Source organism: Burkholderia sp. SRS-25 (genome assembly GCF_004343765.1).
Classification (GTDB): Bacteria; Pseudomonadota; Gammaproteobacteria; order Burkholderiales; family Burkholderiaceae; genus Burkholderia; species Burkholderia contaminans.
In genome coordinates this window covers 1-19,589 of sequence record NZ_PTXM01000019.1, presented here as the reverse complement: position 1 = coordinate 19,589, position 19,589 = coordinate 1, and the positions used below count along the sequence as shown (strand labels likewise).

The 19,589-nt window shown below is 66.4% G+C and carries 19 protein-coding genes and 1 pseudogene; 17 read left to right on the top strand and 3 right to left on the bottom strand.

All coding sequences use genetic code 11. The annotated features are described in order from the left end of the window. Nucleotides 1–34 precede the first annotated feature (34 nt). From C5O79_RS25585 to C5O79_RS25570, 4 genes are all read left to right on the top strand, one after another. Nucleotides 35–310, top strand: coding sequence for a metal/formaldehyde-sensitive transcriptional repressor (locus C5O79_RS25585; RefSeq protein ID WP_039354022.1), 276 nt, complete (start codon nt 35–37; stop codon nt 308–310). Between the two features lie 12 nt (nt 311–322). Next, nucleotides 323–1,606 (top strand): CDF family Co(II)/Ni(II) efflux transporter DmeF, encoded by a 1,284-nt coding sequence (gene dmeF / locus C5O79_RS25580; protein WP_122474762.1) that lies wholly within the window; start codon nt 323–325, stop codon nt 1,604–1,606. A gap of 2 nt (nt 1,607–1,608) precedes the next feature. Next, nucleotides 1,609–1,794 carry a DUF1289 domain-containing protein gene (locus C5O79_RS25575; protein WP_083417650.1) on the top strand — a complete coding sequence of 62 codons (186 nt, stop codon included), beginning with the start codon at nt 1,609–1,611 and terminating at the stop codon, nt 1,792–1,794. Between the two features lie 131 nt (nt 1,795–1,925). After that, a complete protein-coding gene (locus C5O79_RS25570) occupies nt 1,926–3,134 on the top strand; it encodes an MFS transporter (RefSeq protein ID WP_122474763.1) in 1,209 nt (402 codons plus the stop codon). Here C5O79_RS25570 and C5O79_RS25565 read toward each other — a convergent pair. Beyond that, nucleotides 3,131–4,552: a heavy metal sensor histidine kinase gene (locus C5O79_RS25565; protein WP_122474764.1), complete on the bottom strand. Its 1,422-nt coding sequence runs from the start codon at nt 4,550–4,552 to the stop codon at nt 3,131–3,133. The genes C5O79_RS25570 and C5O79_RS25565 overlap by 4 nt on opposite strands. Then, nucleotides 4,549–5,220: a heavy metal response regulator transcription factor gene (locus tag C5O79_RS25560; RefSeq protein WP_122474765.1), complete on the bottom strand. Its 672-nt coding sequence runs from the start codon at nt 5,218–5,220 to the stop codon at nt 4,549–4,551. The genes C5O79_RS25565 and C5O79_RS25560 overlap by 4 nt, the downstream gene beginning before the upstream one ends. 244 nt (nt 5,221–5,464) lie before the next feature. On the opposite strand from C5O79_RS25560, the gene C5O79_RS25555 reads away from it, so the two are divergent. The 10 genes from C5O79_RS25555 (at nt 5,465) to C5O79_RS25500 (ending at nt 15,855) form a co-directional block, all read left to right on the top strand. Then, complete coding sequence (locus tag C5O79_RS25555; RefSeq protein WP_122474766.1) at nt 5,465–5,869, top strand: hypothetical protein; 405 nt, start codon at nt 5,465–5,467, stop codon at nt 5,867–5,869. Nucleotides 5,870–5,958: 89 nt separating this feature from the next. Next, complete coding sequence (locus tag C5O79_RS25550; protein WP_122474767.1) at nt 5,959–6,240, top strand: hypothetical protein; 282 nt, start codon at nt 5,959–5,961, stop codon at nt 6,238–6,240. Next, nucleotides 6,237–7,733 carry a TolC family protein gene (locus C5O79_RS25545; RefSeq protein WP_122474768.1) on the top strand — a complete coding sequence of 499 codons (1,497 nt, stop codon included), beginning with the start codon at nt 6,237–6,239 and terminating at the stop codon, nt 7,731–7,733. The genes C5O79_RS25550 and C5O79_RS25545 overlap by 4 nt, the downstream gene beginning before the upstream one ends. A gap of 1 nt (nt 7,734) precedes the next feature. Then, the gene (locus tag C5O79_RS25540; protein WP_039354046.1) at nt 7,735–9,030 is read left to right on the top strand and encodes a copper oxidase; all 1,296 of its coding nucleotides are present in this window, start codon (nt 7,735–7,737) and stop codon (nt 9,028–9,030) included. A 68-nt stretch (nt 9,031–9,098) separates the two neighbouring features. Beyond that, nucleotides 9,099–9,446, top strand: a complete 348-nt coding sequence (locus tag C5O79_RS25535; RefSeq protein ID WP_046549143.1) for a copper-binding protein — start codon at nt 9,099–9,101, stop codon at nt 9,444–9,446. A gap of 14 nt (nt 9,447–9,460) precedes the next feature. Further along, entirely contained in the window at nt 9,461–9,841 is a 381-nt protein-coding gene (gene copC, locus C5O79_RS25530; RefSeq protein WP_047852633.1) for a copper homeostasis periplasmic binding protein CopC, read from the top strand. After that, entirely contained in the window at nt 9,838–10,779 is a 942-nt protein-coding gene (locus tag C5O79_RS25525; protein WP_122474769.1) for a CopD family protein, read from the top strand. The genes copC and C5O79_RS25525 overlap by 4 nt, the downstream gene beginning before the upstream one ends. A 221-nt stretch (nt 10,780–11,000) precedes the next feature. Beyond that, nucleotides 11,001–12,815, top strand: a complete 1,815-nt coding sequence (locus C5O79_RS25520; protein ID WP_122474770.1) for an ExeM/NucH family extracellular endonuclease — start codon at nt 11,001–11,003, stop codon at nt 12,813–12,815. A 710-nt stretch (nt 12,816–13,525) separates the two neighbouring features. Then, the gene (locus tag C5O79_RS25505) at nt 13,526–15,370 is read left to right on the top strand and encodes a peptidase S10 (protein WP_122474771.1); all 1,845 of its coding nucleotides are present in this window, start codon (nt 13,526–13,528) and stop codon (nt 15,368–15,370) included. A 53-nt stretch (nt 15,371–15,423) separates the two neighbouring features. After that, entirely contained in the window at nt 15,424–15,855 is a 432-nt protein-coding gene (locus C5O79_RS25500; RefSeq protein ID WP_046196717.1) for a hypothetical protein, read from the top strand. Between the two features lie 80 nt (nt 15,856–15,935). Here the strand turns inward: C5O79_RS25500 and C5O79_RS25495 are convergent, their stop codons facing one another. Continuing rightward, the gene (locus C5O79_RS25495; protein WP_047851900.1) at nt 15,936–16,940 is read right to left on the bottom strand and encodes a helix-turn-helix domain-containing protein; all 1,005 of its coding nucleotides are present in this window, start codon (nt 16,938–16,940) and stop codon (nt 15,936–15,938) included. Nucleotides 16,941–17,109: 169 nt separating this feature from the next. Between C5O79_RS25495 and C5O79_RS25490 the strand changes: the two genes are divergently transcribed. The 3 genes and pseudogenes from C5O79_RS25490 to glyA all read left to right on the top strand — a co-directional run. Then, the gene (locus C5O79_RS25490) at nt 17,110–18,357 is read left to right on the top strand and encodes a D-arabinono-1,4-lactone oxidase (protein ID WP_122474772.1); all 1,248 of its coding nucleotides are present in this window, start codon (nt 17,110–17,112) and stop codon (nt 18,355–18,357) included. A gap of 33 nt (nt 18,358–18,390) precedes the next feature. Beyond that, complete coding sequence (locus C5O79_RS25485; protein WP_047851898.1) at nt 18,391–19,170, top strand: SDR family NAD(P)-dependent oxidoreductase; 780 nt, start codon at nt 18,391–18,393, stop codon at nt 19,168–19,170. 244 nt (nt 19,171–19,414) lie between these two features. Beyond that, a pseudogene (glyA, locus tag C5O79_RS25480) lies at nt 19,415–19,589 on the top strand (serine hydroxymethyltransferase); the annotation flags it as partial.

Below are 19,589 nucleotides of genomic sequence, written 5' to 3'. Positions count from 1 at the left end.
ATACTCCCCCTCCCTATCCAGGAGTCTGTCGGCGATGAGCCATACCGTTCGTGAAAAACAGAAGCTGCTGAACCGCGTGCGGCGCATCAAGGGCCAGGTCGAGGCGATCGAGCGCGCGCTCGGCGAAGAGCGCGGCTGCAACGAGGTGCTGCAATTGATCACGAGTTGCCGCGGTGCGATGAACGGGCTGCTGGCCGTCGTGCTGGAAGACCACATCCGCGAGCACATGGTCGATGCACATGGGCCGGATGAGCACGAAGGCAGCGCGACCGAGCAGCTGATCGACGTGGTGCACAGCTATTTCAAGTAATCGGGGCGGAACATGAGCAATTTCATCGATGACGCGTTCGGCGCGGGGCACGACCATATCTTCCTCGGCGCCGCGCACGAGCAGAACGAGCGGCGGACGTGGATGGTGATCGGCCTGTGCTCGGCGATGATGGTGATCGAGATCGTCGGCGGCACGCTGTTCGGGTCGCTCGCGCTCGTCGCCGACGGGCTGCACATGTCGACGCATGCGGGCGCGATGCTGATCGCCGCGCTGGCCTATACCTATGCGCGCCGGCATGCCGACGATCCGCGCTTCGTGTTCGGCACCGGCAAGCTGGGCGACCTGGCCGGGTTCACGAGCGCAATCGTGCTCGCGATGATCGCGATCCTGATCGGCTACGAGGCCGTCGCGCGATTCCTGTCGCCGGTGCCGATCCATTTCGGCGAGGCGATTCCGATCGCGGTGCTCGGCCTCGCGGTCAACCTGGCGAGCGTGTGGCTGCTGAGCGGTGACCACCACGGCCACCACCACGGGCATGGCCACGGACACGGACACGGGCATGGCCACGCGCACGACGATCACGCGGACGAAGCCATGCGGGTCTTCTCGCAAGCCGGCGTGTTCGACGTATCGGTGTTCGAGGACGGTGTGCCGCCGGTGTTCCGGATCGCGCCGGCAACCGGCGAGTCGAGCGTCGACGGGGTTTCCGCATCGATCACGACCGTCCGTGCCGACCAGTCGCGACAGCAATTCACGATGGTTGCGCGGAACGGCTTCCTGGAATCGCGCGAGACCATTCCCGAGCCCCATGCGTTCGATGCGATCGTGACGCTGAACGGCAACGAGCATGCGCTGACGTTCGTCGAACACGATCATCACGAAGGCGTGCACGCCGCCGCGGCCCGCGATCACAACATCCGGTCCGCCTATGTTCACGTGATCGCCGATGCCGCCGTGTCGGTACTGGCCATCGTCGGGCTGCTGCTCGCCCGTACGTTCGGCTGGGTCTGGATGGATCCGCTCGCGGGCATCATCGGCGCACTCGTCATCGCGAACTGGGCGTACGGGCTGATGCGCGATACGGGCGGGATCCTGCTCGACGTCAACGTCGATCGCAAGCTGGCGGAGCGTGTGCGCCAGGCGATCGAGGCGCTCGGCGACAAGGTCAACGATCTTCACGTGTGGCGGGTCGGGCCCGGGCACATGAGCGCGATCGTGTCGGTCGAAACACGCGACGCCGCGCGTGACGCGCGTTTCTACCATGCGCTCGTCGCGCGCTTCGACGGCGTTTCCCACGTGACCGTCGAAGTGATGGCGCCGGCGAAGGCGGCCTGATCGTGGCCGTGAAATCGCCATGCGTCGAGCTGTGCGCGTTCGACGGCCGCACCGGATTCTGCGTGGGCTGCCTGCGCACGCGGGACGAGGCGCGCGACTGGAAGAAGATGACCGACCATCGCCGGCACCAGATACTGAACGACCGCACGCGCCGGCAGGCGAAGATCCGGCGCGAGACGGCGGAATAGGGCGGCACAAGGCGGCACAAGACGGCATAAGGCCGGCGTGCGACAACCGGTGCGTGCGGTTTCGTCACGGGGCGCAGTAGTATGACGAGCACCGGCATCCAGCGTCGGGAAGCCTGAACCGGGAGCACCCCATGCAAACCGAAACGTCGCCCCGCATTCTTCGCCAGATTCCACGCAGTGTCTGGGTGCTCGGGTGCGTCAGCCTGCTGATGGACGTGTCGTCGGAGATCATCCACAGCCTGTTGCCGATGTTCCTGATGGTGGGGCTCGGCGCGAGCGCGACCGCGATCGGCGTCATCGAGGGGATCGCCGAGGCGACGGCGCCGGTCGTCAAGGTGTTTTCCGGCACGCTGAGCGACTACCTGCGCAATCGCAAATGGCTGGCCGTCGCCGGATACGGGCTCGGCGCGCTCAGCAAGCCGCTGTTCGCGATCGCGCCGACGATCGGCGTCGTCGTGACTGCACGGATCGTCGACCGGATCGGCAAGGGAATACGTGGCGCGCCGCGCGACGCGCTCGTGGCCGACATCACGCCGGTTCACTTGCGCGGTGCAGCCTATGGGCTGCGGCAGGCGCTCGACACCGTGGGCGCGTTCCTCGGGCCGCTGCTGGCCGTCGTCATCATGCTGGTGTGGCACGACGACTTCCGCCTCGCGTTCTGGCTGGCCGTGATCCCCGGGGTGCTGGCCGTGGCGCTGCTCGCGTTCGGTATCGACGAGCCGGCGCGCGCGCCGGGCGACGCGCGCGTCAATCCGATTCGCCGCGATGTCGTCGCGCAACTCGGCGCCCGCTACTGGTGGGTCGTCGCCATCGGCGCCGTATTCGCACTGGCGCGCTTCAGCGAGGCGTTTCTGGTGCTGCGCGCGATGGGCAGCGGGGTGTCCGTCGCGCTCGTGCCGCTCGTGATGGTGGCGATGAACGTCGTGTACGCGTGGTCGGCCTACCCGTTCGGCAAGCTCGCCGACACGACGAGCCACGCGAAACTGATGGTGGCCGGCCTCGTCCTGCTGATCGCGGCCGATATCGTGCTGGCACACGGCACGCACTGGGGAATCGTACTCGTCGGCGTCGCGCTGTGGGGGCTCCATATGGGGATGACGCAAGGGCTGCTCGCGACGATGGTCGCGCAGGCCGCGCCGGCCGATCTGAGAGGGACGGCGTTCGGCGTGTTCAACCTGGTCAGCGGCGTCGTGACGCTCGTATCGAGCGTCGTCGCAGGATTCCTGTGGGATCGGGTGGGCGCCGCGGCGACGTTCTATGCAGGGGCCGCGTTCAGCGCGGCGACCATCGTGTTGCTCGTCTGCGTGCGCACGTCATTCGGCGCCGGCCAGGCGCGCTAGCGCGCAATCTGGCGCGCCGTGCCGCGCGGAAAGTAAAGCGCGAACGTCGTGCGCCCGTCGCGGCTCGCGACCTCGACCTTGCCGCGATGCAGCTCCATGATCGACTTCACGATCGCGAGCCCGAGCCCCGCGTTGCGTGCCGCGCCGTGCCGCGACGAATCGATGCGGTAGAAGCGCTCGAAGATCTTGTCGACCTGTTCGGGCGGAATCGCGGCGCCGCGATTCGTGACTTCGACCACTGCGTAGCTGCCTTGCATGGAAACGGCCAGCTCGATCGTCGATTCGGCTTCCGCATGTTCGAGTGCGTTCGACGCGAGGTTGCTGACGGCACGCCGGAACAGGGTCGCATCGGCGACGACCGGCGCTTCGCCGTGCACGTCGATGCGCACGCCGGCTTCGTCGGCCAGTGCCTGGAAATACGATGCGAGCCGCCGCAGTTCGCTGCCGGCGTCGAGCTCGGTGGCCTTCAGGTGCTGCCGTGCGTTATCGGTGCGCGCGAGGAACAGCATGTTCTCGATCATCCGCTGCAACCGTTCGCATTCCTCGATGTTCGAATCGATCAGCGCTTCGTATTCCTCGGTCGTGCGCGCGCGCGACAGCGTGACCTGCGACGAGCTGATCACGTTGGCGAGCGGCGTGCGCATGTCGTGCGCGAGATCGGACGAGAACTGCGACAGCCGCACGAACGCGCGTTCGAGGCGGTCGAGCATCCGGTTGACCGACGTCGCGAGTTCACGCAGCTCGACCGGGCCGCCGCGCGCGTCGAGCCGTGCGTTCAGGTTGTGCGCCTCGATGCGCGACGTCTGCCGGCCGAGGCTCTCGACCGGGCGCAGGCCGCGCGACGCGACCGCGTAGCCGAGCGCGCCGACCAGCAGCGCGCCCGCGGCCGCGGCGAGCCAGATGTCGACGCGATAGCTTTCGAGCAGCGACTGGCGATCGGTCGCCGTGCGGGCGAGCGCGACCTGGATCGCGTCGCCGGACGGCAGCGTGGCGCGCGCATATACGCAGCGCGACGTGCCGATGCCGGGCGGCACGCACGTGAACGGGATGCCGGTCGCACTGGCCGGATGCGGCGCCGCGATCACCGACGCCAGCGTATTGCCGGCTTCGTCGGAATGCTCGACGAGCGCGTGGTTCTGCGCATCGTAGATGCCGAGATACACGCCCGGGTGCGACAGCAGCACCTCATGAAACACGGCCGGATCGGCACGCAGCGCGGCGATCGAGCCGCTCGCGTGTGCGAGCTGCAGGAACTGGTTGAGCTTGCCGGAGATCTCGATGTCGTCGCGCCGCGTCAGCTCGGCGGACAGCGAGCGATACAGGTACGCGCCGGTCAGCGCGAACACGAGCGCGGCGACGACGGCGAACGCGAGCGTCAGCCGCCGCAGCAGCGAATACGAGGCCGGGTGCTGCGTCACGAACGATCCTCGAGCACGTAGCCCATGCCGCGGATCGTGTGGATCAGCTTCTTCTCATACGCGTTGTCGATCTTCGAGCGCAGGCGCTTGATCGCCGCGTCGACGACGTTCGTGTCGCTGTCGAAATTCATGTCCCAGATCTGCGACGTGATGAAGGTGCGCGTCAGCACTTCACCCTCGCGCTCGGCGAGCAGCTGCAGCAGCGCGAATTCCTGCGCGGTCAGGTCGATGCGAGTGTCGGCGCGGCGCACGCGGCGGCGGATCAGGTCGACTTCGAGATCGGCGACATGCAGGATGTCGCGCGCATTGCGCGGCGCGCGCCGCAGCAGCGAGCGGATGCGCGCCAGGAACTCGGCATACGCGAACGGCTTGAGCAGGTAGTCGTCGGCGCCCAGTTCGAGCCCGGCGACCTTGTCCTCGATCGCCTCGCGCGCCGTGAGCAGCAGCACGGGCGTCTGCTTCTGCGCGCGCAGCCGCTTGAGCACCTCGAAGCCGTCCAGTTCCGGCAGCATCACGTCGAGCACGATGAGATCGAAATCCTCGTGCAGCGCGAGGAACAGCCCGTCCTTGCCGTTTTCCGCGACGTCGACCGTGTAGCTCGCCTCCATCAGCCCCTTCCGGAGGTACGACGCCATCTTGGGTTCGTCTTCGACTATCAGTATCCGCATGGTGAGGCAGGCCGTCCGTGATTCATCCGTGATTCCAGCCGGTCAGTGTAACGCGTGAGCTTAGGGCGCCGCGCGTGCACGAAGCATGACCGCCGGATGACGGAATTGTCATGAAACCCTGGTCATGTTTCGGCCATGTCGTCGTCACCGCGGCGACGATAAGCTGCGGCCGTCGTGTCCCCGGAGCGCGCCGTCGTGGCGCTGCGCCGGCCCATCCGGTCGTTGCCTGCGTGATTCCGCATCCATGTCGTACTGGCGCAAATTCCTCGTCGTCGTGCTGCTGGCGCTGTGCCTGCCGATCCAGTCGTTCGCGGCTGTGTCGATGGCGTGTGCGGGCGCGGATGTGGTCGTGACAATGCCGCACGTGGAAGACGGCGCGCGCGCTGATGACAGGGTCGCGCCGCATGCGATGTCGAGCGCGCATGGTGGCCAGCATGAAGACGAGCACACGCAGGACGACCGTGTGCGACACGCGCAGCCGTGTTCCGCATGCGGGGCCTGCTGCGTCGGTACCGGCATGGCGGACTTCCCCGCGACGCCCGTTGCGTCGGGTATCGGTATCGCGCTCGCCTCTTTCGCGCCGACGCCGGTCGTCGTGTCATTCCTGACCGGCGGCATCGACCGGCCGCCGCGCCGGCTGCTCGTCTAGTCCGTGCCCGTGGCCCGATCGGCCGCGCTCTGCAATCCGCTCCGGCGGCGGCATCACGCCCGCCGGACGACTCACGACGAAACCTGTTCATGCAATTGACTACTGCGGCGCTGCTCGGCGCGGCGGCCCTCATGCCGTCGCTCGCGCTTGCGCAAACCCCGTTGCCCGATCCCGCGGACGCCGCCGCCGCGGTGCCGGATATCACCGTGACATCCGTATTCGACAGCTACCGGCCGTATCGGGACGACGAAGGCCCCGGCTGGAAACAACTGAACCGCGACGTGATGGAACGGCCCGCGAAAGGACGGTCGACGGGCGGCGCGGCCGGAAGCGGCGCTGCCCATTCGAAGCACGGAGGCGCCGCGCCATGACGATGCTTGCGATATCGCCGAGGATCGGTGCGGCCGTGGCCGTGCTGGCCTTCCTCGCGGGCTGCACGACGTTCTCGAAGGACGGTGGCTTCGATGCTGTGTCGTCCGCCGCGTCGGAACGCATCGGGAAAGACGCGGTCGTGGTCAGGACCGACGCCGACCGCGAAGCCGTCGACAAGCGCACGAAGGAGCTGCTTTCAAAGCCGCTGTCGATGGACGACGCGGTGCAGGTCGCGCTGCTGAACAACCGTGGGCTGCAGGCTTCGTATGCGGAGCTGGGGCTGTCGGAAGCCGATCTCGTCCAGGCCGGCCGGTTGCCGAACCCGCGCTTCGCGTTCAGCCGCACCCGCGCGGGCGACGGCGAGCTGACGCTCGGCCGCACGTTCTCGGCGAACGTGTTCGCGCTGCTGACGATGCCGCTCGCGACGAACATCGAACGCCGCCGCTTCGAGCAGACCAAGCTCGAGACGGCCGACGCGATGCTGAAGGTCGCAGCCGACGCACGTCGCGCGTACGTCGAGGCCGTCGCTGCCGAGCAGGCCGCGAACTATGCGCAGCAGGTGCGTGATGCCGGGAGCGCGGCCGCCGAACTCGCGTTGCGCATGCGGCAGGCCGGCAACTTCAGCCGCCTCGATTACGCGCGCGAACAGGCGTTCCATGCCGATGCGGTTGCGCAGCACGCGAAGGCACGCCAGCAGGCCGTCGCCGCGCGCGAGAAGCTCACGCGTGCGATGGGCCTGTGGGGCGAACGCACGCGGTATGCGCTGCCCGGGCGCCTGCCAGACCTGCCGAAAGCGCGGCCGAACCTGCCCGATCTCGAACGGTTCGCGATGAGCAACCGCTTCGACATCCAGGCCGCGAAGCTGCAGACGCAGGGCGTCGCGTCGTCGCTCGGGCTGAGCAAGGCGACGCGCTTCGTCAATGCGGTCGACCTCGGTTACGTGAACAACTACGAGACCGGCAAGGGTCACGAGCACGGCTACGAGATCAGCGTCGAGATCCCGCTGTTCGACTGGGGCGGCGCGAAGGTTGCGCGCGCCGAGGCCGTCTACATGCAGTCGGCGAACCGGCTCGCGAAGACGGCGATCGACGCACGCTCCGAAGTGCGCGAATCGTATGCGGCATACGTGACGAGCTACGACGTCGCGACCCACTATCGCGACGAAGTCGTGCCGCTGCGCAAGACGATCTCCGACGAACTGCTGCTGCGCTACAACGGGATGCTCGCGAGCGTGTTCGAACTGCTCGCCGATGCGCGCGAACAGGTCGGCGCGGTCAATGGCTACATCGATGCGCTGAAGGACTACTGGCTCGCCGAAACCGATCTGCAGATGGCCGTCGGAGGCCGGCTGCCGTCCGACGGTTCCACGCCGCGCGCGACGCAACCCGCCCAACCCGAACCCGCTTCAAACGCCGACGCTGCGCCGCAGCCGGCATCCACCCCCGCGGCGCAACCGGCGCCCGCGACGCAACCGCATCCGGAAGGTCATTGACATGGTGTCCCGTCGACAATTTCTCAGCGGCTCGGGCGCCGCGCTGCTGGGCGCCGCAATGGTCAGCAAGGCCGGCGCCGCGTCGCTGCCCGAAGCGCCCACGATGGCGAAAGCGGCGACGCAGCCGCCGCTCGTGCCGCCGAACGGCCGCCCCTACACGCCCGTCGCGACGCTGAACGGCTGGACGCTGCCGTGGCGGATGAAGAACGGCTGGAAGGAGTTCCACCTGACGGCCGAGCCCGTCGTGCGCGAGATGGCGCCCGGCATGAACGCGAACCTGTGGGGCTACAACGGCCAGTCGCCGGGCCCGACGATCGAGGCCGTCGAAGGCGACAAGGTGCGCATCTTCGTGACCAACCGGCTGCCCGAGCACACGACGATCCACTGGCACGGGCTGCGGCTGCCGAACGGGATGGACGGCGTCGGCGGCCTCACGCAGCCGCATATCCCGCCCGGCAAGACCTTCGTCTACGAGTTCCAGCTGGAAGCGCACGGCACGTTCATGTATCACCCGCACGCCGACGAGATGGTGCAGATGGCGATGGGGATGATGGGCATGTTCATCGTGCACCCGAAGGATCGCGGCACGATGCCGGTCGATCGCGATTTCGTGTTCCTGCTCGCCGCGTACGACATCGATCCGGGCAGCTACACGCCTCGCGTGAACGAGATGACGGACTTCAACATGTGGACCTTCAACTCGCGCGTGTTCCCGGGCATCGATCCGCTGCCGGTGCGTGCGGGGGACCGCGTGCGGATTCGATTCGGCAACCTGACGATGACGAACCATCCGATCCACCTGCACGGCTACAGCTTCGAAGTCGCGGGCACCGACGGCGGATGGATTCCGCCGGCCGCGCGCTGGCCGGAAGTGACGGCCGATGTCGCGGTGGGCCAGATGCGCGCGATCGAGTTCACCGCCGATCGCCCGGGCGACTGGGCGTTCCACTGCCACAAGTCGCATCACACGATGAATGCGATGGGCCACCAGGTGCCGAACCTGATCGGCGTGCCGCAGAAGGATCTCGCGCAGCGCATCGGCAAGCTCGTGCCCGACTACATGGCGATGGGCAGCACGGGCGGCGCGATGGGCGGCATGGAGATGCCGTTGCCCGACAACACGTTGCCGATGATGACGGGCACGGGCCCGTTCGGGCCGCTGGAGATGGGCGGCATGTTCACGGTCTGCAAGGTGCGGCAGGGGCTCGGCCGCAACGACTATCGCGATCCGGGCTGGTTCCGGCATCCGAAGGGGACCGTCGCGTACGAGTACACCGGCGAACTGCCGGACGGCTGAGTAGCAGCATACGGCGGCTGCGTGAGTGCAGCCGCCGGTTTCGTTTCATTTATTCGGGAGTCGACACGATGAAGAAGGGACTGGTTTTGATGGCAACGGGTTGTGCAGTGGCGTTTTCCGCGGCGTCATACGCGGGCGGCGACATGGCCGGCATGGACATGAGCGGCGGCGCGAAGCAGGCAGCCGCGGCGCAACAGGGCATGTCGCACGGCGAAATCCGCAAGGTCGACACGGCCGCCGGCAAGCTGACGATCAAGCACGGCCCGCTGGACAACCTCGGGATGGGCGCGATGACGATGGTGTTCAAGGTGAAGGACCCGGCGATGCTGTCGCAAGTGAAAGCGGGCGACAAGATCGATTTCGTCGCGGAAGACGTGGACGGTGCGCTGACCGTCGTCGAACTGAAGAAGCCGTGACGCGGAGCGTGCACATGAAGATGACGAACCTCACGCGGTTGGCCGCGATCGCTGCGACCGGCGCGATGCTCGCTGCGGCACCGCTCGCGGCATCCGCGCACGGCAAGCTGGAAAGTGCCGCGCCGGCGACGGGCAGCACGGTCGACATCGCGCCCGACACGGTGCGGCTCACCTTCAACGAAGACCTCGAACCGGCGTTCAGTTCGGTGAAGGTATCGGATGCGAACGGCAACGCCGTCACGCAGGACAAGGCGAAGGTCGATGCGGCGAACCCGCGCGTGATGGCGCTCGCGATGCCGAAGCTCGCGCCCGGCGCGTACACGGTGCAGTGGGCGGCGATGACGGCCGACGCGCATCGCACGAAGGGCACCTATACGTTCCGGGTGAAGGGGTGAACGACGGCCTCGTCGGTCTCCTGCGGCTCGTGTCGGTGGCGATCCAGAACGCCGGGTTCGCCGTCGTCGTCGGCGCGCTGCTCGGCCGCCACTGGCTCGCGCGCGGCGCATCCGCGTGGCAGCGCGGCATCGGGCGGCGGCTCGTCGCGACGCTGCGCATCGCGTCCGTCGTATCGCTGGTCGCGAGCATCACCGCGTTCTGGGCGCACTGCGCGCTGATGAGCGAGGTGTCGTTGCTCGACGCGGGGCCGGCCGTCTGCTCGATGCTGGCGGGCACCGGGTTCGGTCATGCGTGGCTGGCCGGCGCGGGGTTCATGCTCATCGTGGTGGTGCTGTCGTTCGTCCGGCGCGGGAACGACACGCGTTTGCCGTTCGCGATGTGGGCCGCGCTCGCGAGCGTCGCACTCGCGCGCAGCAACGGCGGGCATCCGGTGGATGCCGGATTGTTCAGCGTGCCGGTGTGGATCGACTGGCTGCATCTGCTGGCGATCAGCGCATGGGTCGGGCTCGTGCTCGTGACGGCAGTCGGCGTGATGCCGCGGCTCGTCGGCATGCCCGCAAGCGAGCGCAGGACCGGCGCATCGTTCGTGCAGTCGCTGTCCGATGCGTCGACCTGCGCATTGATCGTGCTGTTCGCGACCGGCGCGTACAACGGCTGGCGCGGCGTCGATACGCCCGCCAATCTGCTTGCGTCGGCGTACGGGCAGCTCCTGCTGTTGAAACTCGCGCTCGTGCTGATCGCGGCAGCGCTCGGCGGACACAACCGCTTCTTCGGAATGCCGACGTTGCTGGCCGCGCTGAACGATCCGGCCGCCTCGATGCCGGCCAGCGCGTTGAAACGGTTCGGCACAGTGCTGAGGATCGAGGCGGTCGTGCTCGGCGGCGTGCTGATGGTCGCGGCGGTGCTCGTGTCGAGCGCGTTGCCGGGCACTGTGTAGCGGGGCGGCGCGACGCAGCGGCAGCGAAGGCCCGCGGGGGAGTCGCCTCGTTCACGGCGGATTTTCATCAGACGATTTCCCCGCTTTTTCAGGTGCAAACGTGCGCTCGACGGCGATCGCAGCGCGATCACGACAATTACATCAACCTGTCTCACGATTACCAAAAACTGTCATTGAGCGCCGCTAAGCTTTCGCCACCCTCACAACCGGGATTCCCCGTCATGCGCTCGACAATCCGCCTCTTCACCCCGCTATTGCTGCTCCCGACGCTCGCCGCGCCGGTTCTCGCCGCCACTGCCGCGCCCGTCAGCCCGAACTGCGGCGGCAGCACGACGCCGATCGCCGATATCCAGGGGCCGGGCGCGCCGTCGCCGCTCGCCGGCCAGAACGTATCGATCGAAGCGGTCGTCACCGCCGATTTCGGCGGCACGGACGGCTTCGGCGGCTTCTTCGTCCAGCAGGCCGACGCGCAGCGCCGCAACCAGCCGGGCGTGTCCGAAGGGTTGTTCGTCTACGCGCCGAAGGTGCGTGCGACAGCGGGCGACCTTGTGCATGTGACGGGCAAGGTCGAGGAGAAATACGGCCAGACGCAGCTCACGCAGTCGGGGGCGATCGCGGTGTGCGCGAACAACCAGAGCGTCACGCCCGTGACGCTCACGCTGCCGGTCGACAGCTCGAACGCGTTCGCCGCGTATGAAGGGATGCGGGTGCGCCTGCCGCAGACGCTGAACGTCACCGACAACTACGAACTCGGCCGCTACGGCAGCGTGATGCTCAGCAACGGCCGCCTGCGCACGCCGACGAGCGTCGTGCCGCCCGCCCAGGCGCAAACGCAGATCGATGCGAACGCACGCAACCGCCTGATCCTCGACGACGGCTCGAACAAGCAGAACCCCGCGACCGTGCCGTACCCGGCGCCGGGCCTGTCGGCCGTGAACACGCTGCGCGCGGGCTACACGGTGCGCGACGTCGAAGGCGTGCTCGAAGTGCGCTACGGCGCATGGCGCGTGCAGCCGCTGCCGGGCGCCGCCGTGCCGGCATTCGACGCGCGCACGAACCCGCGCACCCAAGCACCGGCGCGCGATCCGAAATCGAACCTGCGCGTGGCGTCGTTCAACGTCCTGAACTACTTCAACGGCAACGGTCTCGGCGGCGGTTTCGACGACCCGAACAATCGCGGCGCGAAGAACTTCCAGGAATTCCAGCGCCAGGAAGCGAAGATCGTCAGTGCGCTGAAGGCGATCGACGCCGACGTGATCGGCCTGATGGAAATCCAGAACAACGGCTACGGCGAACTGAGCGCGGTGCGCCAGCTCGCGGCGAAGCTCGGCAACCAGTGGCGCGTCGTCGATCCGGGCGTGTCGCGTCTCGGCGGCGATGCGATCACGGTCGCGATGATCTACGACAGCCGCAAGGTCGAACCGGTCGGCCGCGCGGCCACGCTCGCGATCGACGACAAGAACCGCCAGCCGCTCGCGCAGTCGTTCCGGCTGATCAACGGCAACAAGCAGTCACTGACGGTGGCCGTGAACCACCTGAAGTCGAAGAACTGCCCGGACGCCGCGAACGACGATCTCGACCAGGGCGACGGCCAGGGCTGCTGGAACCCGACGCGCACGCGCGCGGCGGCGAAGGTGGCCGACTGGCTTGCCGGCAACCCGACGGGCGTCGCGGGCCAGGGCGTGCTGCTGATCGGCGACTTCAACAGCTACACGTACGAAGACCCGATCCGCACGCTCGAATCGCGCGGCTACCGCAACCTCGTCGCGCGCTGGATCGGCGCGAATGCGTACAGCTACGTGTACAACGGCGAAGCCGGCTACCTCGATCACGCGCTCGCGACGCTGCCGCTCGCCTCGCATGTGAAGGCCGTGCACGAATGGCACATCAACGCGGACGAGCCGCTCGCGCTGCAGTACACGCTCGCGTACAAGTCGGCGGAGCAGCAGAAGACGTTCTACGCGCCGGATGCGTATCGTTCGTCGGATCACGATCCGGTGCTGATCGATATCGCGCTGCCGGGCGGCGGGAAGTAACGGCGGATTGAAAGCAGAAGAAGCGCGGCGTGCGGCGAGGCTGCATGTCGCGCTTCATCGCGACCGGAAGGGCTGGCAGGAAAAAGCGTAAATAATTCCGCTGTTTTTTGAGAACTCGAGAAATCGGTATTTTATGGATGGCGCGATGCGGATAAGCGCAGCGATTGAAGAATGATTGAAGTGACTTGAATCATTGAATGGCAGTCCATGCCTGCCGTCACGCTGAATTAATCGATTCCGGATAATTAAAATGAAAGAATAATTCCGGCGATCTGAAGGCTTTCGAGGTGCAACATCAACACCGGTAAAGGATTGCCGGTTGTGCGACAAAAGCGGCGGATTCGACGGATTAGTGTCGATCGAGCGCGCAATGCACGCATAATCCCGTTTTCTTTCAATTGCCAGACACTGTCCGCCGTTAGCATCATTGCGGGATTTTTAATATCCGAATGATCTTTGACAACGCGGCGCAGCACCGCCTATTTTTGTGTTGTCGTAAATTTGGGTCATATAAAAGTTGTCCAGACTGCAGGGGGCGTCCGAGCACCATTCTCGCCAGCAGTTTGCTGTGTCTGTATCAAGTTCAGTCTCTTAGAAGTCCAATCCCCAACCGCCGACTGCCGACCGTGCAACGCGAGTGGCGGGTCGGCCTGCGCGTTTCGCAGGCGTTGGCGGCCTTTGTGATGCGGTATCCGAACCAAAGGACAGAGATGAAACCAGACAGGAGCTGTACCGGCAGCCGCCGTGGCCGTCACGGCCGGTTGGCCGGGCTAGGTGCATTGACCGTCATGACACTGGCGCTCGCGGCATGCGGCGGCGACGATTCGTCGTCCGTCGGTGCGTCGAGCCTCGCGCAGGCCACCGCCAGCCAGCAGGCCAGTGCGCAACAAGCGGCCGGACAGACGCCGGCCAACCAGCCGTACGTCGACCCGGTCGCGTATTCGATGAATGCGACCGACGGCCTGGCCCCGGGGCAGGTGTCCGAGAAAACCGCCGTCATGCATTACCAGTGGAAAAACGGCGGCACGACCGTCAACTACACGACGACCACCGGCCACCTGACCGCGCAGGATGCGAACGGCAATGCGGAAGCGTCGATGTCGTATGTCGCGTACACCGCGCCGAGCACGAACGGCAAGCCGCGCCCGGTCACGTTCGTCTATAACGGCGGCCCCGGCTCGTCGTCGATCTGGCTGCGGCTCGGCTCGTTCGCGCCGACCCGCGTGGCCACGCCCGATCCGCTGTTCGGCAGCAACTGGCCGAACTATCCGCTCGTCGACAACGCCGAAAGCCTGATCGACACCACCGACCTCGTGTTCATCGACCCGCCCGGCACCGGGCTGTCGGAAGCCGTGTTGCCGAACACCAACCAGAAGTACTGGGGTTCCGATGCGGACGTGAACATCATGCGCGACTTCATCCAGCGCTACCTGAACGTCAACAGCCGCAGCACGTCGCCGATCTACCTGTACGGCGAGTCGTACGGCACGCCGCGTACCGACATGCTCGCGCTGGCGCTCGAATCGGCCGGCGTGCACCTGACGGGCATCGTGCTGCAGTCGGCGATCCTGAACTACTTCGCGGATGCGGTGGAAGCCGTGGCGATCACGCAGTCGACGGAGGGGCTGCTGCTCGAGACCGATACCGTGGCCGGCTACCTGCCGGGCTATGCGGCGGTCGCGGCGTACTTCAACCAGGTTTCGCCGGCGCCGGTGAACCAGGATCTGTACGCATTCCAGACGGAACTGTTCACGACGCTGATCTACAACCAGCTGCAGAAGTACTCGCAGTCGTGGGTGTTGAGCCAGCTCGGCATTCCTGATGCGCTCGGCACGCCGGTGTTCCCGAGCGACGCGACGCTCAGGCTGTGGTCGATCCCGTCGAGCCTCACGCAGCAGGCGCTGCGCGGCTACTTCAACGCGAATCCGTTCGGCACGAGCCTGCTGCCCGGCACGACGATCGGCCGGTATGACGGACGCGTGTCGTTGCCGAATTCCGATCCGCGCCTGCAGAACGACGGCGACCCGTCCGACATCCTGATTTCGCAGCCGTTCACGAACGCGCTCGCGACGCAGATGCCGGATTACCTCGGCTACACCGCTCCGAACGCGACGTACCTGCCGCTGAACGACAACATCATCGGCGTCTGGGACTTCACGCACGACGGCCAGCCGATGCCAGACACGATCCCCGATCTGCTCGGTGCGCTGCAGCTCAACCCGAAGCTTCGCGTGCTCGCGGAGAACGGCTTCCACGATCTCGCGACGCCGTTCTTCAACACCGAGAAGCAACTCGCGCGGCTGCAGACGGTGAAGGGCCTGAATCCGAAGCTGCAGGTGAACTTCTTCCAGGGCGGCCACATGATCTACCTGGACGACGTCGCCCGTCCGCAAATGAAGCGGGACCTGAAGACGTTCTACAAGGGGGCGCGGATTCCGACGGCGCTGACGCTGCACACGCTGCCGCCGCCGTGGCCGGATGAAAACCCGCCGAGCGTCCCGACCGGCAGCGTTCCGGGCGCGACCGCCGGGACGACGCTGGCTGCGGCCCCGTGAGCGACCCTGAGCGACGGACTCCTTGTCAAAGGAACCCTCTATTCATCCATTGAATGCGAGTGATCATGTCCCTAATCAAATTGATGCGGCGTATGTCTCCGTTGATCGTCCTCGGTGCCGTGACGAGCAGTGCCTACGCGTTGCCGCCGCAGGCGGTGGCGCCGGTGAAGCTGCCGCACGGCGGGCGGGGTGTCGACGGTCCGTTCTTTCCGGCCACGAAAGCGGCGCCGGTGTTGCCGTCGACCGGCGCGACGCTGCAGCAGCAGGCGCAGCAGCGTGTCGATGCGCGGCTCGGCGCCAATACGGTGCTGAGCAACGGTGCGGCCGTGACGAAGGCGCAGGCGCAGAGCAGCGGTCTCGGCTTCGTGTCGAAGCACTTCGACGAGATCGATGCGAAGCACACCGGCCGCGTGACGATGAGCGATGTGCGGCAGTTCATCCAGCAGCGGCAGGTGCAGGCACAGCAGGAACAGCAGGACGAGTGACGTAGCAGGCAGGGCGGCGGCCGGTGCGGACTCCTTCGCACCGGCCGCCGGAAGGTGAACGACAGGGCGAACGACGGGCGCTAGATGGCCTGGCGCGCGTACCGCTTCGCGGTGGCCGACGGCAGTTCGCCGAACATCGCGCGATAGTCCTGCGCAAAACTGCTCAGGTGCCAGAAGCCCCACTTGGTGGCCGCGGACGTCACGGAGCCGCCGAGCCGAAGCTCGCGGCGCACGTGGTTCAGCCGCACGGCCCGCAGGTACGCGATCGGGTTCAGGTTCAACGTATCCTGGAACGCGTATTGCGCGGTGCGCCGGCTGACGCCGAGTTCCACGCACAGCTCGGCGATCGACAGCGGGCAGGTCGACGCGTCCTGCAGCCGCTCCCGCACCGCATTGACCAGCGACCAGTATTTCGTCGGGCGCACGATCTGCGCGCCGGCGTCCGGCGTGGCGGCCGTCATCACTTCCGAGATCGCGTACAGCACGGTGCGCTCGAGCAATTCGATCCTGTCCTGCGTCGTCGCGTCGTCGATGCGAGTGGTCTTTACGGCGGCGGCCAGTGTCTGGCGCAGCAGGTCGCGCAGATGATCGGCCACACCGGTCGCCATCGGGATCACCGGCGCGTGGGGTTGCGCGCGCAGCGACGCGGCCACCGTGCGCAGCGCCTGCGTCGACAGTTTCTCCGGCTCGATCTCGACGTTCACGAGCAGATGGCGGTCGGGCGAATAGAACTCGAACTGCGGCTGGCTGGAAAACACGTGCAGGCTGTCGCGCCCGCTCTTCTCGCCGCACAGGCGCGCATGGCCTTCCAGTTCCAGCGGCACGGCCACGGCGATCCGCTCCGTCGGCACCGCGCCTTGCTGCAGGATGACCTTGTCGAGATCCTCGACCAGCAGCTTGATGCCGCCCAGCGACATGATCGACGACGAACCATGAAACCGCCCGCCCGAGATCTGCGTGTAGTTCATGTTCCAGCCGTCGAACGAGCGCGCCTGTTCCTCCACGTCGGTGAACGCGCAGAACGTGACCGTTCGCGCGAACAGCGCGTTGCCGGAGAAATCGCTCGGGTGGGCAGACGGCGTCATCGAGGGCGGGAAGGGGCGGCCGGATCGATTCATTGTAGCCGCTCGCCACGCCGGTCAAAAAGCGCCGGACGAGTGTCACCTCGTCAAAACCCTGACTTGCCGAAATCCGATAGTGGAAAACCTTTCGGCACCCTATCTTTGGCACCAATACGACGCTGGAGAGACGGTGATGGAACTTCCCCGTGGCGGATTCTGGAGAAACTGGGTCGGCAATCAGTCGTGCGTGGCCGCGCACCTGGCATCGCCGGCGAGTGAGGACGAGATCGCGGCGCTGGTGCATGCCGCGACGCGGCAAGGCAAGCACGTGCGGTGCGCGGGGTCGGGGCACTCGTTCACGCCCGTGGTGGCCACCAGCGGCCTGCTGCTGTCACTGCAGGATTACCAGGGCATCGTCGATGTCGACGAAGCGCGCAAGCGCGTGACCGTGAAGGCCGGCACGAAGATCAATGCGGTGACGCGCCACCTGAAGGAACTCGGCCTGTCGCTCGTCAACCAGGGCGACATCGATTCGCAGGCGATTGCCGGTGCGCTGGCCACCGGCACGCACGGCACGGGTGCGACGCTGAGCAACCTGTCGTCGCAGGTCGTCGGGATGCGCATCGTGCGCCCGGACGGCTCGATCATGAAGGTCAGCGACCGGCAGGATCTCGACCTGCTGCATGCGACGCAGGTGAACATCGGGATGTTCGGCGTGGTGTCGGAGATCACGCTGCAGGTGACCGATGCGTTCTGGTTGCACGACCGCGTGTGGCGCGAGGACTTCGACGCGCTGATGGAGCAATACGACGACCTGGCCGCGAAGCACCGGCACTTCGGCTTCTTCTGGTGCCCGACCTCCGCCAGCCGCGATCTCTACTGCCTGCCCGACACCACGAAGGTGTCGAATTCGAAGAAGGACTACGACGTGTGCGAGATCAAGGTGATGGATGTCACCGATGCGCGCACGTTCCACGAAGGCGAGCACGAAAAGATCGCCTATAGCTCGGAGGTGTACGCGATCCACTACGTGCCGAATTTCCACGAGCTCGAGTACGCGGTGCCCGCGCACCACGGCAAGGAAGCGCTGCGCCGCGTGCGCGAGCTCATCCTCACGAAACACCGCGACTGCATTTTCCCGGTCGAGTATCGCTTCACGAAGGGGGATCCGGCGTGGATCAGCCCGTTCAACCACCAGGACAGCGTCACCATCTCATGCTCGGGCGGGCCGAACGGTGTCGACTACTGGCCGTTCCTGAAGGACGTCGACACGATCCTGCGCGACTACGGCTCGCGTCCTCACTGGGGCAAGCTGCATTTCACGAACCGCGAGGATGTCGATCGCTGGTTCCCCAAGGCCGAAGCGTTCCGCGCGCTGCGCCGCAGCGTGGACCCCGAAGGCACCTTCCTCAACGATCACCTGCGGACGCTGTTCAGTTGAGCAGACCGAACGAACCAGACTGGAGAACGAAGCATGAATGTCAAGATTGACGGCCGCCTGGCCGGCAAGGTCGCGATCGTGAGCGGCGGCGCCGGCGGCTGCGGCGGCGCGGCGTCGGAACTGTTCGCCGCCCAGGGCGCGAAGGTCGCGATCGTCGACCGCGACGGCGACGCAGCCGAAACGCTTGCGTCCCGGCTGCGCGACGCAGGCCTGCAGGCGATCGGCCTCGGCGCCGACGTGTCGAAACAGGCGGAAGTCCAGCGAGCCGTGAGCGCCGCGCGCGAGCAGTACGGCAATGCGGACATTCTGTTCAATCACGCCGGCACGCTGATCGTCAAACCGTTCCTCGACATCGAGGAGTCGGAATGGGACTGGCTGATGGGCGTGAACGTGAAGAGCATGTTCCTGATGACGAAGGCGGTGCTGCCGCAGATGCTGGAGAAGGGGCGCGGCAGCATCGTCTGCACGTCGTCGATTTCGGCCGTGTGCGCGACACCGGGCGAAGTGCTGTACGACGCGACCAAGGGCGCGTGCCACATGTTCGCGCGGGCGATTGCGGTCGAGTACCGCGACCGCGGCATTCGTTGCAACGCGCTCGCGCCGGGGTTCATCCGTACGCCGCACGGGATGCGCGAACTTCGGGATCTGCAGGCGATGGGTGTCGACGCGACCGAGGCGGCGATCGCCGTGCAGCAAGGCCGCCTGTGCGAACCGTCGGAAGTGGCGGCCGCCGCGCTGTTCCTCGCGTCCGACGAGTCGAGTTTCGTCAACGGCACGCACCTGTTCGTCGACAACTGCTTCTCCGCCGTCTGACGATCGATTCTCGCAAGAAGCGGAAGGGCAGGCGCCGAGCCTGCCCGGCCGGCACGTTCCGTCGAAGGTGTCGCAGCGATGCGGCCCTTCGATTTTTTTTTGCGTGCGTGGCGCGCGGTGTGTCCTAGCGGAATGTCGGAATCCTTCTAGCTGAACGGACGCGCGTCTGATGGAATGCGAAAGCCGAAACACCATGCAGCCGGCAAGCCGCGGTCAGTCATTCACTCTCAACTGGTCAATCATCATGTTCAATCGCACCACCAGCACCGTTGCCAACGTCGATCCGGAACTTTTTGCCGCGATCGAGCAGGAAAACCGCCGCCAGGAAGATCACATCGAGCTGATCGCGTCGGAAAACTACACGAGCCCGGCGGTGATGGCCGCACAGGGTTCGCAACTCACGAACAAGTACGCGGAAG

Coding starts and splice junctions, on each gene's coding strand:
- C5O79_RS25585 (WP_039354022.1), top strand. CDS start 35: ATGAGCCATACCGTTCGTGAAAAACAGAAGCTGCTGAACCGCGTGCGG.
- dmeF (WP_122474762.1), top strand. CDS start 323: ATGAGCAATTTCATCGATGACGCGTTCGGCGCGGGGCACGACCATATC.
- C5O79_RS25570 (WP_122474763.1), top strand. CDS start 1,926: ATGCAAACCGAAACGTCGCCCCGCATTCTTCGCCAGATTCCACGCAGT.
- C5O79_RS25560 (WP_122474765.1), bottom strand. CDS start 5,220: ATGCGGATACTGATAGTCGAAGACGAACCCAAGATGGCGTCGTACCTC.
- C5O79_RS25555 (WP_122474766.1), top strand. CDS start 5,465: ATGTCGTACTGGCGCAAATTCCTCGTCGTCGTGCTGCTGGCGCTGTGC.
- C5O79_RS25550 (WP_122474767.1), top strand. CDS start 5,959: ATGCAATTGACTACTGCGGCGCTGCTCGGCGCGGCGGCCCTCATGCCG.
- C5O79_RS25545 (WP_122474768.1), top strand. CDS start 6,237: ATGACGATGCTTGCGATATCGCCGAGGATCGGTGCGGCCGTGGCCGTG.
- C5O79_RS25540 (WP_039354046.1), top strand. CDS start 7,735: ATGGTGTCCCGTCGACAATTTCTCAGCGGCTCGGGCGCCGCGCTGCTG.
- C5O79_RS25535 (WP_046549143.1), top strand. CDS start 9,099: ATGAAGAAGGGACTGGTTTTGATGGCAACGGGTTGTGCAGTGGCGTTT.
- copC (WP_047852633.1), top strand. CDS start 9,461: ATGAAGATGACGAACCTCACGCGGTTGGCCGCGATCGCTGCGACCGGC.
- C5O79_RS25520 (WP_122474770.1), top strand. CDS start 11,001: ATGCGCTCGACAATCCGCCTCTTCACCCCGCTATTGCTGCTCCCGACG.
- C5O79_RS25505 (WP_122474771.1), top strand. CDS start 13,526: ATGAAACCAGACAGGAGCTGTACCGGCAGCCGCCGTGGCCGTCACGGC.
- C5O79_RS25500 (WP_046196717.1), top strand. CDS start 15,424: ATGCGAGTGATCATGTCCCTAATCAAATTGATGCGGCGTATGTCTCCG.
- C5O79_RS25495 (WP_047851900.1), bottom strand. CDS start 16,940: ATGACGCCGTCTGCCCACCCGAGCGATTTCTCCGGCAACGCGCTGTTC.
- C5O79_RS25490 (WP_122474772.1), top strand. CDS start 17,110: ATGGAACTTCCCCGTGGCGGATTCTGGAGAAACTGGGTCGGCAATCAG.
- C5O79_RS25485 (WP_047851898.1), top strand. CDS start 18,391: ATGAATGTCAAGATTGACGGCCGCCTGGCCGGCAAGGTCGCGATCGTG.